The following is a 15874-nucleotide window of genomic DNA, read 5'->3' on the forward strand; positions in this document are numbered from 1 at the left end:
TTGGTTTTATTTTAGAGGTTTAATACTGGTTCTTACCTCAAAAATACCGGGTATTCAAGCTCCTCACAATACCTGAAAACATGGCTTTATTTCTACCTGTTTTCAGGTATTAGCCCTATTTCCGCTACACAAGACCCTGATCCATAGCCGCTTTAATAAGTGATGCTACATTTTTAACCTGAAATTTCTGCAGGAGATTTTTGCGATGGGTCTCTACCGTTAACGGACTCAGGTGCAGGCTTTTGGCAATGACCGGTGTCGTTTGCCCTTGCGAGATCAGGCATAAGATCTCTTTTTCTCTTTTGGTCAGCTGGGCAGGGGTGTCGAGCTCGTTTAAGGTAGGCTGCGCCATGATTTCCCTGACCGCATTGCTAAAGGCGATCCGTCCCTGAAGTGCTTCGTTGATACAAGTGATTAATTCTTCTGAAGAGATGTTTTTAAGCATGTAACCTGTGGCGCCATTTTGTAACATCTGAAGGATCATACTGCGTTGACTGTGGTTACTCAAAGCAAGCACATGTGTTTTTGGGGAGATCTTTTTAATCTCCTTACACAATTCAATGCCATTGGCATCGGGGAGGGTAATGTCGAGTAAAACAACATCAACTTTGTTTTCCTTCAGAAAAGCGATAAAGGTGGTGCCGAGGGTAAAACAGCCGGAGATTTCGATCCCCTCCAGGTCTGTCAATAACCGTTGAAGTCCTTCCAGGACAATCAGGTGATCGTCTACGATTGCTAATGTTGCATTGTTAGTCCACATGTAATTCTATATTAATAACAGTCCCTTCATTAATTGTTGATTCTATCTCTATTTTTCCCTTTAGGAAGCCCACTCTGTTCCTGATGTTCTTCAGACCTGTTCCGTTTTCTGTATGCCCTGAATTCAGTTCAAAGCCTTTGCCATTGTCCTCCTGAGTAATGAAGAACATGTCGTTGTTTCTGCTGCACTGCAATAGGATTTTTGTGGCCTCCGCATGGCGGATCGCATTGGCCAGCATCTCCTGCACGATTCTGTAAATGTTAATCTGAGTCTGCTCTGGAATAGGTCCATCAATCTCCAATGCCTGAAATTCGATTTTTGTTCTTGTGGTCATCAGTGTTTCACAAAGATCTTTCAAGGCCGTTTTTAATCCGAAATTGAGCAGGTTCTCCGGCATCATATTGTGGGCAATTCTGCGCAGTTCAGTGACCGAATTGTCCAGCTGTCCAATGATTTTCTGCAGGTCTTCCTTTTGATTTTCAGAGCGTGGGTTTTCGAGTTGTCCGGAGAGGTTGATCTTTGCTCCGGCCAGCATTCCACCCAGTCCATCATGCAGGTCTCTGGCCAGTCTGCGGCGTTCCTGTTCTTCTCCTTCCAGCATAGCCTGACTGTATTGAAGCTGTTGTTGTTGTTCCAGTTCATTCAGGTGTTGCCTGTAACTCAGTTCTTTCTGGGCCAGCAGCTTTCTGTTGTTGCGGTAGTACAGGAACGAAAATGCAGCTGCGACCAATAGGAACAGACTTACGGCGCCCAATAGCCAGTTAATCAGCCGGTTGTTTTTGGCCGCTAATGCCGACTGGATATTATTGGCTTTCAGTTCATTGATCTCTTTTTGTTTTTCTGTGTCTTTATACTTTAACTCCAGGGCATGAACTTCAGTTTTCAGCTTGCCCTGGGCGACACTGTCGCTGAGCTTGCTGTAACGTTCCAACCAGTCGTAGGCCAAAGTCATTTTCCCAAGGCCTTTATAGGTAATGGCCATGCCATGATAAAGCTGTAACCTGTTCACCGACAGCTTCATCATCGGAGGTTTCTTCATCAGGTATTCCAATACCGATCTGGCTTGCTCAAAATCTTTAATATAGTAACTCGCGTAGAATTTCTGAAGCAGCAGGCGTTGTTCTTTATAGGGGATCTTTAGTTTTTCCGATAAGACGATTCCTTTTTCAATGCTTGCCAGAGCTTTTTTAAATTGATCACCTACTGTAAAATAGAGGCCTTCCGCAGCGTAATAGTCCAATAGGTATTCTGATTCAGGGTAGGGTGCCAACAGGTTCCGGATCTCCTCCAATATGACGCTTGCCTTGGGGTTCTGACCGGATTGGGTATAATTTTCTGCCAGGGTATGGTAAGCAATGATCAGCTCAGCGGAAGTAGCTTCTTTATTTTTCAGAAAGCCAATTGCTTTTAAACAATAGGTTTCCGCTTTCGCAAACTGACCTGAATTCTTGAAAATATTGGCGAGCATTAAATAACTCGTTCCAATAAAATTTTTGTTTTCCGCCTTCCTGGCCAGGGGGATACATTTGTTAAATACAATATCGGTGAGTACGTCGTAATTGTCTTTCTTGAACTGTATAATTCCATATTGATACCATGCCTTTGCCCTGAATAAACTGGCGTCTTTTGTTGGATAAGCACGAAGCATTGTTTCCACATTTCTGTACATTTTCTCACTCTTATTCTGCTGCGTCTGAACAATCAGATAGGCCTCGTAGTATTGGGCGATGATTTTTAAATAGGGGTAGCGATGAGCCAGTTTTTTTCCCTGTTCCAGGTATTTCCCAGATCTGAGGCTGTCTTTATGAGCCCAGAATTGCGACAATTCGAAGTTCGCCCTCGCTTTGATGCTATCTGTTGCAGCAGTATGGCGCTCTTTCGCTAAACTATCCAGGTAAAACCGTTCATTTAAAGGCACCTGTCCGCTACACCACATCATGGTCATGAGCAACATTAGAAAGACAGGGATGTATTTAGGCATAGTATACAAGTATATGGAAGATTTCCAAAAATGCGGATTTCCATATTAAAAATACCTGGAAGCAGGTAGTACAAAACCATTGTTATTGGGTATTGTATAGCTGATGATTAACTGTATTTTTGATTCAACCAAAACAGGATTAGATCAGTGCAGAAATAGGTGATGGACTTTCTTTTTTAGGAAGTTCATGACGAAAGCCCATAACAGGGCTTTCGTCGTAAACAAGGATTTCTTATTTATTGATTGATGCGAAAAGCTTCCCATCCGGAAATCGTGGTTCGGTTGCAGGTCATGGCCTGAGTCCCATTTTCGCAGGAGATATATTTTCCATTGTTTCCTCTGAAAGAAACACTGCCATCGGCATTGGCTACCCAGTCGAATTTCTCCCAGTCGCCCATTACCGTACGGCTACAGGTAATCGCTGCATTTCCGTTTTCCGAGGAAACAAATTTGCCTTTACTTCTCAGCGCTATTTTTCCGCCCCCTGCATCAATAACGGTAAAGGTTTCCGTAGGAGAGGCGGTGGTCCGGTTACAGGTCATGGCCTGCAAGCCATTTTCGCCGCTCACATATTTTGCATTAAAGCCTTTTAAGGTAACCGTTGATCCGATAGGGATGTTTCCGCCTGGGTTTCCTGTCCTGGAAAGTACCACCTGGTTAATGGCCGTCAAGAGTGAATTTCCACCCGTCGCATCCTGCGACAATTCCCAGATCATGATGCCACCACCTTGATCAAAGGCCAGATTGGTCTTGCTTTTAATAGTCGGGATCCCATTGTAACCTATTCCGGAGAAGGAATCAGAGTTGGCGCTTCCGCCTCTCGACAGGATTGTCTTGTAGTCTACATATTCATTTGCCGATCTGCCATAAAATGGTACGCCCAGATTGGCCTTGCCAGCAGGAAGCCCTCTTCCTTTCCAATAATTCAGAGACTGTACGGCAAGGTCATAAGTGGAATGGTTGGCCCCGCTTTCATCATAAGCCATGATATTCAGGAAATCTACGTATCCAAACACGTTGTTCTGGATACTTGCGCCATTATAAGAAACCACTGCGGCAGTAAGCAATTTTCCCATATTGTGCATTGCTGTACTGAGCTGCTGCATTAGCAGGGAGTAATTATTTGCCGAACTTCCGTTGTCGGGATATTCCCAATCGATGTCGATCCCGTCTAATCCGTACTGGTTGACAAGGCTGACGACGTTATTGGTGAAATTGGTACGTCCGCCGGCGCTTGCAGCAAAGGATTCAAAGGCACTGTCGTTTCCATTGTTCCAGCCGCCTACAGAGACCAGCACTTTTACATTATTGGAATGTGCTGCTGAGACTAAGGCCTGAAGCTTGGATGGGTTTTCTAAAGCCTGAAAACCACCTGAATTGGTGGGAAGAATAAAAGCGTAATTAATGTGGGTAAGTTTACTGAACTGGATCTGGCTTACTTCTCCTGCCCAGGAAGGTACATAACCTATCACCTTGAAATCGGCAGCAGCGATGGCTTGAACCGCCGACTGTTTTGAATTCCTGTTCTGATCTTCGGGCGAAGCAAAGTCCGCTTGTTTGGTTTTACAGGAGGCCAGGCACAGTAGCAACAGTGCAGGTAATAAAATAGACCTTAATTGATTTTTTGTTTTCATGATATTTGAATTTATGTTAGGGATTTAACATTAATTTAAAACAATAAAACTCATAAAACAAAAATAAATTTAGGTTAGATTAATTATGAAGTAAAATTAAGATAAAACGCAATACGCTTGAAATACAATCTATTCCCTGTTATTTATGGATTTAAGCAGGAAAAGTGTAGGTCTGTTTAAAATTGATGATGCGCCATAAAATCATTCCAATAAATCTCCGCAGAATGAATACATTTATAGCATGAAAAAGATCATTCCTATATTATCTGCAGCAATTCTGTTGTTATCTGCCTGTAGTCAAAATACCAGAGTACCTAATTCTAATGCAGCAAAGCCTGCTGCTGAAAAAGAGTTTTTCGCCAGGATGCGCATCGATGAAAAGATTAAAGAAGGAGGCGCTGTGAAATTGAAATTTACGGTTTATAACCAGACAGACAGTGTAAAGCAATTCTGTAAATGGCATACGCCGTTTGAGCCACTAATGAGTAAGTATCTGGATGTGAAAGACGAAAATGGGACAGAAGTAGGGTACCAGGGGCCTATGGCCAAAAGAATAATGCCTCCTCCGGCAGATAGTTATCTGAAACTGAATCCTGGCGATAGTCTTTCCGTAGATGTGGATGTGTTAAAAGCTTACCCAATCAAAAAAGCAGGGAAATATAGCATTGTTTATACCGGGCAGAACATGAGCGGTTTAGTGGTAAAGGATAGTGTTGTTTTTGAATATGGTAAATAGGCCTGGGGATTAATCCCCACCACATCCGCCGCAAGAACCGCAGGAGCTGCCACAGGAATTTCCATCACTTGAACCGGAACTTCCTCCGTCTGAACCTGCATCGGCTCCGGATTCCCTTCGTCTTTCAACTATAGGAATTAAAAAAGGTACTAAAGAAGCGGTTCCCAGCAGGAAATAATCCCATTGAGGGTTATCATCCGGTGATGCCCGAAGCTGATTCTCGTAGAATTTCGGTAATATTTTAGTACTGAACAGAGTCCTTAACCGTCTGATATAATAGATGATGAATACCAGGTAAGCGATTAAAATGGTTACCAGCAAAACAATTGGTTTTTCATTCCTACTTCCTGTATATACCCTTAGCAGACCCAGAAAAAAGAGCGTAAACAGAGCCATGACATTTACATTGTTCAGCCGCACAAAAAAAACGGACTTTCTCAGGTATTTATTAAAACCGTTGATTGCTCTTGCGGTAATATTGAATCCCGGCTTTAGTATCAGCCTGTTCAACAGTTGTTCGTACTTTGAGGGGCCGCTTTTCTTTAGTGCCTGCAGGCTACTGAATTCCTGTACATTTTCTACTTTATGGTTTTCAGTTAAGCTTAGTTTTTCGTCTGGTAATATCCGAATCGATTCCTTAAGAATTAAATTACTGATTACGCCATGTACGATATGAGATAGCTGCTGATATTCTGCATAAACCAATTCCGAAGGCGACAAATTGAATATAAAAACATCTTTTGGCCAGCTATTCAGTAAGGCCAAAAGGCGGCCTCTGTTGTACCGCTCCAGACTGATCAATCCCACTGCCAATAAAAACAAATAGCCTATCATAAAATAGGGGTTATCAATGAGGGGATAAAGCTTAAGCAGACCATAGCAGGAAATGATAACGGTCAGAAGGATCAAAAATAACCGGTAAATAAACCCTGAAGTTCTGAGTTTATACTTTGGGAGTTGAAGCGGCTGATAAATATCCGTATACGCCCAGATGGAGCTTGGTTGTTCACCAAAGAAATTCAGGTATGCCTTTTTGGTTCTTTCCTTAGCCAGTTGAAATCTTTCAAAGTCCGTATCATTATGGCTGGAGGGAATATGTTCAATTTTCTTTCCCAGTAGCGCACAGAACTGATCGTAAGAAGTACTGAAGATCAGGTGTTGATGCCATACTGTATCTATAATCTCTGACGGAGAAACCATGAAATCCGTTGATGCAGCGAGGTACATGAATTTTTTATACTCAAGAATAGCCTCCTTTGTAAAGTTGCTGGTCCAAAAGTTTTCATTCTGCAGGCGGGTAGAAAAACCATATTCACTGATTGGATCATCGAGGTCATATTTTTCGATCGTATTCCAGAGCGCTTTATCCATATCAATTAGATTGAGTCGTAAAAATAATATAATTATTTAAACGCGGCGATAATACCTTGGGTGAAAATGAAATACTATACTTAGTTTTGCCGGATGAAATCAATGCTCCTCACCATCGTTTTAACATTCCTGCTTTCAGATACTATGAAGGCACAATCCTCATCAATAGCATTCAAATGGACGCCTGAAAATGAGCAAATTGTATCCAGGGAGTTTAGAAAGCATTTTAAATCTTCCTACCTTTCGGCAGGGGAGAAAAGAAAACTGGAAGACTGTTTAATCAGCAAACTTAAAGCAAGGTATCCAAATGGTGTTAAAACAAGCAACGCTGCGTTTTTAGAACTGTGTGAAAAAATAGGTATTGAATGTAGAAAGTCGGTCAAACTAAATGTCTTATATCCCTGGAATGCCGATAATGAAAAAACTTTAAAAAAAGAGACCTTGAGCATGATGCCCGAAGGCTTTAGCGCTTCGGAAAAAAAGGCGGTATCAGGATGCATAGTGAATAAGCTTAAAGCCGGAAGGAAATCATTAAAATCGCAGACGCTTGTGTAATTCAACACCTGGACAATAAAAAAAACAAATAAACCGCTTTACAATCCGTACTTCTTCCAGCCTGCAGAATGCCATTGACACTCCTCTATTTTCCAGTCGCCCTCTTTTTTTACGAGAATATAGCGGTATTGAAAGTCTATATGATTTTTAGTGTAAAAAAGGATTTTGTTTTTTGAAGGCTGTTCCACATCTATAAATTGTTGCGTTCCATAGGTATAATCCGGACCTCCGGAGAAGGATAAACCTGTGGGTCTGTATCCTATCCTGGTTTTGGCAGTACAATACTGGTTAAATATCGCTTCACATTTGGGCTGAAGGTCTGGGGCAAATGGCCGGGGTCCTGAGGAGGATTCTTCTGCAGACTTTTCCCATTCTGTCATTGCCTGAAAAAAGGAGAGGAGCACGGTCTTTGCTTTTTCAACTTCTCCCGGAATGAAGGTCTTTTTTGATTTTGCCTGTTCTCTTTGTTCCTGTTCAAACTGAGCCATTTGTTCCGGACTGAACAAATCACCGGTAACCACCTTTATCCGTGGATTATGAGCCACGGAAAGTAAACCTTCGAAGGTTACCTCAGTATCCGGAATGCGGACAATACCCAATTTAGGGATGTTCGCCAGCAAACGAAGGCCTTCGTCATTGAGTTTCGTATTAGATGCCCAGATACAATCGATCTTTTTATTGTTTTCAAATGATTTGAAACCAGATCCATTGAGATCGGCTCCCGTGATGAACAAGTACTTTAGGGAAGGGAGCCTGGATAAATATTCCAATGACAAATCCGTAATGCCTGTATCTTCCAATGATAAATTTACCAGTTTTGGCAATTCGCAAAGCTGGGCAATGTCTTCATCTGTAATCGGACAGTTTTGAAAGGAAAGTCCCAGCAGTTTTGTCTGCGCTGCAATTTCTTTGATCTCTTCTGCTGTAAAGCTTCTGTCTTTAAATTGAAGGCTGCTCATTTTACTGCTCTTTCAGATCGTTCTTATTTAACCATCCTTTAGTTACCTGACCATCATTGTCTTTATGTGTGACATAGATAAAACCATTCTGTTCATCTACGACTGTAAACTTCGTATTTACCCATAGACCTAGAACGCCGTGTCTTGGGGCATCTACGGTAGGGGAATCATAGAAATAGATCGCTGTTTTTGGCAATTTGTACTTTTTGCCTTCACTTACGATGACCGCGTCTACATTGGTTTCCTTTTTAGCAACAGGTTTATCGAGCCCCATTTGCCGCTCATATTCCTTTTGCAGGGAGTCTACATTTGTTTGTTGTTCTGTAGTATCCAATATAATTGGTTTCACGATATTGGTCGTGTCGGTTTCAGGCATGGTATCTACAACTTCATGAGCAGGTTTTGAAACCGTTACACTGTCTTTATGCAGTGCTGCATTTGCCTTATCTTTATCCATCTGATCTTTAAACAATAATGCATATCCGGTAAATGCCGTCAGGCCTACCAATGCAAGGATCATCAGGATAAACAATGGTTTTGACACGCTGACCACATTAGAAGGGCTTTCAGCCACTGCCGGCGTATATACCGGAGCAACAGGAGCTACTGGTGCTGCAGGGGGTATCGCCATGTTTTCTATATTGTTGCGGGCGATGGCCTCATGTAAAGCCTCGCCATTGGCAAACCTTTTTTCCGGCGCTTTCTCCAGGCATCTTTTGATCAGGTCTAGCAGCCATACCGGCACTTTCATTTCATAATCACGCACTGCCGGAGACCAGCTTTCCGGCAATTGGTTGCGGCGAAGGCTTAATAAATCCGGCACTGGCTTTTCCATATGAGAAAGCATGACTGAATTGCGCGAGCTCTCCGCTTTATTGATCAAAGGAAAAGGAACAGTACCCGCAAGAAGTTCAAAGAGGATTACTCCGAAACTGTAGACATCCGTCTGGAAGAACATTTCTCCATCATGTTGTTCCGGCGCCATAAATTCTACCGCACCCGCATGTCTCACACTGCTTCTTCGCTGTTCATCAGACATGATCGCTAGTCCAAAGTCAAGCAGGATATAATTGCCCGTATACACATTGAACTTTACATTGTTACTTTTGATGTCTCCATGTTTAACGCCTACCTTATGGCAATGTGCTAAAGCATTGGACAGCTGTTCTGCCAGCTTAATCGTTTCCCGGATGGTGAATACCGGACTATGTGGTGGTTTCAGCAAATCTTCCAGGTCTGGCCCTTCGATATATTCCATTTCTATGAAAGGAAATGATCCGCTTTCTGTTAGCCCGGAATTCAGGATCTTCACTACATTTGGATTCGGAATCTGGTTTACTTTCTCCAGCTTTTCCACTTCGTTTTTAAAGTTCCTGTAGTTTTTATCTTCTGTATCTTCAGAATGGATAGGAGTAGGTATGATTTTCACCGCGGTAATAATGGTGCCCATTCTTTTACCCTTATAAACAGAACCCTGTCCGCCGGTGCGTAAAGCACCCATATTCTCTAATCCCTCTGCTATGGTAAATATTTTGCTCATGGTATGATTGTCGTTTTATGAAGGGTTTGAAACGTAACTAAATTCTAACACCGCCGATTCGCCCAAAATAATCTGGTCACCTTCCTGTAGAGGGTGTCCAAGTTCCGTAAAGGTAAGTTTAACAGGGTTATGATCTGCCTTAGATCTGATTTTTACTTTATTTCTTGGCGGCACACCGCCTTCATCAGCAAATAAAAGAAAGACTCCTGCTTCTCTATTCCATTCAATATGTGCATGTTGCCTGCTGATGTATTTATTGCCTTCATTGCTGCTGGAATCCGGAAAAGCAATTTTATTTTCCCTGATAAAACCCTCTGCATCCTGAACTTTTCTTTCTCTTCCGATATTGATCTTTCCATCACTGGAAGTAATCAGGTATTCCTGTTGTTCTGCTTCTCCGTTTAAAACTTTGATGCAAGCCCTTTCCGAATGCTGTACGATGGCATGCTCCGGCGTTTTAATATACAGTCCGATTTCCAGGTTGCCTGCTTTGATCACATCCTGAGGGAGCTCATCAACAAAGAGGCTCTCCATTGTCCAGTGCTCAGGCAGATCAATGGCAAAATCATCGGCCAGCCTTTGAACTTCCTTCTTGAACCGACCTTCTTCCTCCATGAACACAGCAGATTCGTACAGGTACTTTTCTACCGGGAGACAGGCAATGAACAGCTGAAATCCTTTTATATGTTTTCCTTCGCCACCTTCCAGTTTTTGCAATTCCTGCTTCATGAAAACAAGAAGTGCCTCTCTCACGGCTTTTACGTCCTGAGGTTTTTCTGATGGTTCTTTTCCAAATAGGTTAAACATGCTCATGTATCTTTTCTTAAATCTTTTTATTCCTCTATTGTTCTATTTCAGGCGCTTCTGACGGGGCGATGCTATCTATTTCTGCCGCCTTAATGCTTTTGGCTTTAACGACCTTTGGTTTCGCCTCTTCCAGATCACTCACATAACCCAGTTTCAGCAGGGCAGGAACCACATGTTTACCCGCCAGCAATACCGCTCTGCTCGATCCTCTGGTAGACTCTATCCGGATACAAACCACGATATGTCCTTTCCCTGATTTCTTCTGCGCAAAAAACACATACCAGCCATCATTGATCCTGGCCGCTTTCCACACCCTTTCCGGTGTTCCGCTTTTCCCTGCTACTTTAAGACCCAGCGTGTAAGACTTATTGATGCTTTGTTTCACCATATAGTCTGTGAGCAAGGCCGCATATTTAGGGTCGTTGGCCAGTTTAATCCCAGGCTGAACCCCGGTTAAGGAATCGCTGATCTTCAATACAAAGCGATTGGGAACCATGACTCCCTTATTGGCTACGCCTGATGCCAGCCTGGCAATTGCGGCAGGGGTCGCAATCAGTTCCCCCTGTCCCCAGGCCATTCCGGAGATTCCCTTGGCACGGGTCTTTCTGATATTGGCCGGATCATATTTCGGTTTGGTATTAAACTCCGTCTTCCTCCAATAATTCAGCCATTTATCTTCCTGCTTCTCATTATTGGCTCCTTTATTATAATAATAGCCACCAACACCCCTTAAAAACATTCCGGTTTTTAAATACAAAGCCGCCATATCTTCCTGCAACTGTTCCTGATTGGCCAGTTTGATGAAAAAGACGTTGTTCGATTTGATCAATGCGCGTTCCATATTGATCGTTCCTGTTTCATCAGGCTCGATGCCCTTGGTTCGGATTCTTTCTGCTCTACTGACCGTATATGTTTTATTGACCGCGGCAAGTCCGAGTTTGTTAAAGGCAGCCATGGCGGTTAATACCTTCGCCGTAGAACCCGGTTGAGTGGCATAAGTAAAGCCAAGATCTGAATTCGTATACCATCCCGATAACCGGTTCTGCTCAGCAGTCGTCATCGTGAGCAAGTCCCAGTCTTTGACCGTTGGCAAAGGATAAACTGCAGAAGTCAACACGTCGCCGGTTTCATCTTCCATAATCACCACCGATACCCGGCTCTTCTTTAAAGAATCATCAGTAGCTATGGAATGCTGGATGGCCGTTTGCAACCTTGCATCAACAGCGAGTTTAACATCCCTGTTTCTCTTTTTAAAAGCCGCCACCTCGGCACTATTCACACCAGCCAGCAGGAGTGGAGCCAATGCCTTATAATCCCTTTTACTCACCGTCATCTCTTTTACCCCTCTTGGAAGAAAACGATCTTCATGATAACGATTGGCGATGGTGTTAAAAGAACTCGTCGGCGTTTGGAAACCTCTCAATTCAGCGGCATGTTCATATTCTGCAAAATAGCCGTTCGTGCTTCCGTTGAAAACTCCGGTATTGGCGTCACCAACCCAGAAAAAAGCCTGTTCTTCAAAAGGATAATACCGGTCTACTCTTTTGTGCACTGCAGAATCCAGGTTATAGTTCAGTCCGGATTCATTCAACATGCCTTCCTGTTTCCTGATTAGATCCGGGTTACTGGTAGCCAATACCTGTCCGTTTCTGTCGTACAGCTGACCAGCTTCCAGTTTGTTCATCAGGATGGCAATACGGGGGTTATAACTGAACATGCGTAAGCCACTCCGGTCTGCCACCAGGGCAGGTTGAACCACCCATTTCTTGTTGTTGGCGATGTATCTGGATACCGTTACTGTAAGCAAGATGACTGCAACACTGGCTGACAATAATGCCGGAACAAGATTTTTATCCTGCTGTTTGGTAATGAACTCCATTTGAACGGCTGTTCCACGGATGGAAGAAACCGACAATAACAATCCTGCCGCCAGCATATTTGCGACCAGCGAAGAACCGCCATAACTGATAAAGGGGAGGGCTACTCCTGATAAAGGCAGGGCACCGGTTGATCCGCCTGCAATCAGTAGAAACTGAGCAAACATGCTGATGCCAATTCCGGAACATAAATAAAATAAAAAAGGAGTTCCCGTTTGCCGGCCTATATTAATCGCGCGGTTTAAAAAGACCAGGAACAAGATAAACACCGCTACGATGCCTGCCCATCCAAAGTCTTCACCTATTGCCGGAAGGATCATGTCGGTATGTGCTTCCGGAATGCTTTTTGCAAAACCTTCACCTGCCCCCTGACCCGTGATCCCACCTCCGGACATTGCCCAGATGCCATTGGCTACCTGATCACCTCCGTAGACTTCATTGTTCCAGGGGTCCTGCCATATCGATTTACGTTCCGTCAGGCGATTTACTGGTCCGGGAATGAGCTTATCCAGGTAAGGAATCTGATCAATCAGCAGGAAGCCTGCGATGACCATCATGATCATAATCGCAGATTCACTCGTTCTTTTTTTATTCAGCAACATCGCCAGTGCGACCAGCAATACGGTAATTAAACTGGCCAGCCAGATGTTCAAAAACCAAACCGTTAAAGTATAAGTGATGATGGCGATCATCATCATCATAAAATCTCCACGGGAGAAAGAAAACAAAATGATAAAGGTAAAACAGATCACCATTGCTGGTCCCAGATCTCCGAGAACAAGGAATAACAAAATGGCGATGGCCATTGCTGCCAATGCAAAAGAGAAGAAATACCAACGCTTTCTCCAGGTACGGTATTCTGTAATGAATTTCTCATTGCTCGCGAAGAACCCGGCGAGAAAGAGAATGATCGCATATTTAACAATTTCACTCGGCTGTACACCAAAGAGGTTCACTTTTACACCACTGCCTTCCGGACCTGTTCCAAAGACGATTGTCAATGCCAGGAGCGCGAGTGCCAGACCTGCCCATTGCCAGCCATTGGCTTTGCCGCTGTTTTTAGGGAGGATCAACATCCGGTAAACGCGGGAATCAACCGTAAACTTGCGGAACTTGATCAATAGCAACAGGCAGATGCCGAGGATGCCCATTCCAAAAAACATCAGGGTATCTTTAGCCAGAAAACGATCTCTAAGCGGATCCTGCAAACTGAGTAAGGTAATAAAAGACAGGCCAGTCATGAGCATCACTACGGGCAGAATCAATTGATCTGCCTGTGGAAATTTAATGCTCATCAGCAGATGAAGCAGGAAAAACCCAATGAAAAAGCAGCCGGTAATGATCCAGTACCATTGGTTATACTCCATCGTGGTTCGTACAATCAGGGATTTTTCTTTTTTCAGGATCTTAAAATCACGCGCAGAAAAAAGCCGGATGCTATGAGGGCTTTGTTTAAAGACGAAACTGGCGTCCTTTTGCAATTCCTGTACGCCCTGTGATTTGCCAAACTGATATCCGGGTTGCATCGGAAGGATCGAAAACGCCTGATCATCCGGTAATTTATTGAACGCAAAATACCCCTCTGCATTCGTTCTGGCATAGGTCCTTAATGCAGGTTTGGCCAGCTCCAGATCGTTATCGGTACTGTCCTGCGGTAAGATCATTTGCAATTTGATCAAAACCCCGGATACCGGCTTCCCGGCAGTATCGATCACCTTTCCGGTAATGTTGTATTGTCCCTGGTTGACCGCAATTTCTGATTTTAGGGAAGCAGGATTGACCCTTTCTTTCTTAAAAAGAACCGAGTCCTCACCGGTATAACCTAACAATGCACGGGAGTCAAGAACCCTCTTTTTAAAATTTTGTCCACCTTTTTGAAAGGCTTCATCAGCATCAATAAAAAACCTGCGTTTATTCAATTCCCCAACGTTATCGATCGGTTCTTTAAAGGATTTGCTTCCGCTGCTCACTACTGCTGAAATCAGTGCAATGTCTTTCTTATCCTCAAAATAATAACCTTTCTCCAAAAGTGTTTTAATGAGCTGACCAGGGTTTTTATCATTGATATTGACCAGAGTCCCATTTTTTAACCTGGAATCTACGTCAACAAAGCCTTTCTGTAACGTCCCGAAAAGCGTAATGAATAACGCTCCTAATATGATTGAAGATAATAGGATGAGCTTACGCTCCGTTTTTCTGCTTCCGGTGGTAGGTGTGGTTTCTCCCATATTTGTTATTTGGAGGTATTAGGGATAGAATCAGCCTTAAAAGTACTGCGTGAGATCTTTCCGTTGATATATCCTTTTGCCGGCAGATCATAAATCGTCTGTATGGCATTAGGTGAGTTTTTGAACTGTACATTTTTTAACACCAATGCATTATTCTGGGAGGAGATGGCGGTATTGAAATCTTCAAAGCTGAGGTTCTCCAGGTAGACATAGGTACTGGCCGGCTGGATGATCATGGCATTTCCCCTGAAAGCAGAATCACTTTTTATGACGATCTGATTTTTAGCAATCAGGAACAGGGAGTCTTTAGTGAAATGTAAAGACTCGGTCAGTATGATAGGTGATTTGAACATCGAATCAGTTAAGGTCAGCGTGTTTCCTTTGAGGTTATTCAAGGCATCCTGAAGTTTTAGTTCCTGAGCATTTCTGCTGTGTGTAGTCTTGACCGGGGGAGCAGGCGTTGACAACTCGTGTTTCTGCCAAAATAAATAGATACAGGCAGCCAACAGAATCAGGCAGAGGCCGGAAAGCAGGGCAACTGTGCCTCTGTTGCTTCTTTGCTGTGGCTGGACTGAAGGAAGGCTGGTGTTCTCTGCAACCGCAGGAATAGGATTTGTCTTTTTAGATTTCGCGGCAGGCTTAGTTGCTTCATGGACCTGCGATTGCTTGTCATTTTTCACCAAGACTACGGTAATATTGTCCAGGCCTCCGTTTTGATTTGCTGCATTGATCAGCTGAGCACCTTTTTCTCTTATGGAACTGTCCGTCGTTAAGATGCGGATCATTTCCTGGCTATTGACCATATCCGATAAGCCATCACTGCACAACAACAACAGATCTCCCGGAAGGAAAGGAGATTCCCCCGTTTCCAGATAATCTTCCTGACCAGCCATTCCCATACCAAAGCCAAGGGCTTTGTTGATCTCATTGCGCTTAGGATGTTGCATGGCCTGTTCTTCCGTAAGGCGTCCGGAATCTTCCATGAAGCCCACAAAGGACTGGTCTTTGGAGATCTTTATCAATGAATTGTCGCGCAGGAGGTATAATCTCGTATCGCCTACATGTACATAATAAAGTTTGTTTTTGTGCAGGTCAACTACCGCTAACGTGAGTACACAAGCCATATTTTCATGCCCTTTCACCCTTTGCTTTTCCACGATAATCTGTGCATCTGCAGCGAGAATCGCTTCTCTCATAAGCGCGGGTAGATCCGCTTTAGGATGAGCCAGGTGATGAAGTATAGATTTTCTGGTAATGTCTGCTGCGATCTCACCTCCTGAATATCCGCCAACACCATCAATAACGCAGGCAATTACAAAGTCATTGTCTGATGTGCGCTCTGCAATAAAAGTATCTTCATTGTTATCACGAACTTTTCCAGTGTCAGTTATTCCAAAATAATTATTCTCCATTCTATTTGGGCGAG

The 15874-nt window shown here is 43.5% G+C and carries 11 protein-coding genes; 2 read left to right on the top strand and 9 right to left on the bottom strand.

The window, feature by feature from the left end:
- Nucleotides 1–124: 124 nt before the first annotated feature.
- From AAFF35_RS14300 to AAFF35_RS14310, 3 genes are all read right to left on the bottom strand, one after another.
- Nucleotides 125–760 carry a response regulator transcription factor gene (locus AAFF35_RS14300; RefSeq protein ID WP_342333195.1) on the bottom strand — a complete coding sequence of 212 codons (636 nt, stop codon included), beginning with the start codon at nt 758–760 and terminating at the stop codon, nt 125–127.
- On the bottom strand, nt 750–2741 hold the full coding sequence (locus tag AAFF35_RS14305) for a sensor histidine kinase (RefSeq protein WP_342333196.1): 1992 nt from the start codon (nt 2739–2741) through the stop codon (nt 750–752). The genes AAFF35_RS14300 and AAFF35_RS14305 overlap by 11 nt, the downstream gene beginning before the upstream one ends.
- A 236-nt stretch (nt 2742–2977) precedes the next feature.
- On the bottom strand, nt 2978–4375 hold the full coding sequence (locus AAFF35_RS14310; protein ID WP_342333197.1) for a glycosyl hydrolase family 18 protein: 1398 nt from the start codon (nt 4373–4375) through the stop codon (nt 2978–2980).
- Nucleotides 4376–4616: 241 nt separating this feature from the next.
- Here AAFF35_RS14310 and AAFF35_RS14315 point away from each other — a divergent pair, with 241 nt between their 5' ends.
- Nucleotides 4617–5111, top strand: coding sequence for a protease (locus tag AAFF35_RS14315; RefSeq protein WP_342333198.1), 495 nt, complete (start codon nt 4617–4619; stop codon nt 5109–5111).
- A 9-nt stretch (nt 5112–5120) separates the two neighbouring features.
- On the opposite strand, the gene AAFF35_RS14320 is transcribed toward AAFF35_RS14315, so the two are convergent.
- A complete protein-coding gene (locus AAFF35_RS14320) occupies nt 5121–6482 on the bottom strand; it encodes a hypothetical protein (RefSeq protein WP_342333199.1) in 1362 nt (453 codons plus the stop codon).
- A gap of 93 nt (nt 6483–6575) precedes the next feature.
- On the opposite strand from AAFF35_RS14320, the gene AAFF35_RS14325 reads away from it, so the two are divergent.
- A complete protein-coding gene (locus AAFF35_RS14325; protein ID WP_342333200.1) occupies nt 6576–7037 on the top strand; it encodes a hypothetical protein in 462 nt (153 codons plus the stop codon).
- A 38-nt stretch (nt 7038–7075) separates the two neighbouring features.
- Here AAFF35_RS14325 and AAFF35_RS14330 read toward each other — a convergent pair whose 3' ends face one another.
- From AAFF35_RS14330 to AAFF35_RS14350, 5 genes are read right to left on the bottom strand one after another with little or no spacing between them, the layout of a single operon-like run.
- Nucleotides 7076–7996, bottom strand: a complete 921-nt coding sequence (locus AAFF35_RS14330) for an NTF2 fold immunity protein (RefSeq protein WP_342333201.1) — start codon at nt 7994–7996, stop codon at nt 7076–7078.
- 1 nt (nt 7997) lies between these two features.
- Nucleotides 7998–9536, bottom strand: coding sequence for a serine/threonine-protein kinase (locus tag AAFF35_RS14335; protein WP_342333202.1), 1539 nt, complete (start codon nt 9534–9536; stop codon nt 7998–8000).
- A 15-nt stretch (nt 9537–9551) separates the two neighbouring features.
- Nucleotides 9552–10343 (bottom strand): FHA domain-containing protein, encoded by a 792-nt coding sequence (locus AAFF35_RS14340; RefSeq protein WP_342333203.1) that lies wholly within the window; start codon nt 10341–10343, stop codon nt 9552–9554.
- 34 nt (nt 10344–10377) lie between these two features.
- A complete protein-coding gene (locus tag AAFF35_RS14345) occupies nt 10378–14448 on the bottom strand; it encodes an FtsW/RodA/SpoVE family cell cycle protein (RefSeq protein WP_342333204.1) in 4071 nt (1356 codons plus the stop codon).
- A gap of 5 nt (nt 14449–14453) precedes the next feature.
- The gene (locus AAFF35_RS14350; RefSeq protein WP_342333205.1) at nt 14454–15860 is read right to left on the bottom strand and encodes a protein phosphatase 2C domain-containing protein; all 1407 of its coding nucleotides are present in this window, start codon (nt 15858–15860) and stop codon (nt 14454–14456) included.
- Nucleotides 15861–15874: the final 14 nt, after the last annotated feature.

It is taken from the genome of Pedobacter sp. FW305-3-2-15-E-R2A2 (assembly GCF_038446955.1).
In the GTDB taxonomy this organism is placed as follows: domain Bacteria; phylum Bacteroidota; class Bacteroidia; order Sphingobacteriales; family Sphingobacteriaceae; genus Pedobacter.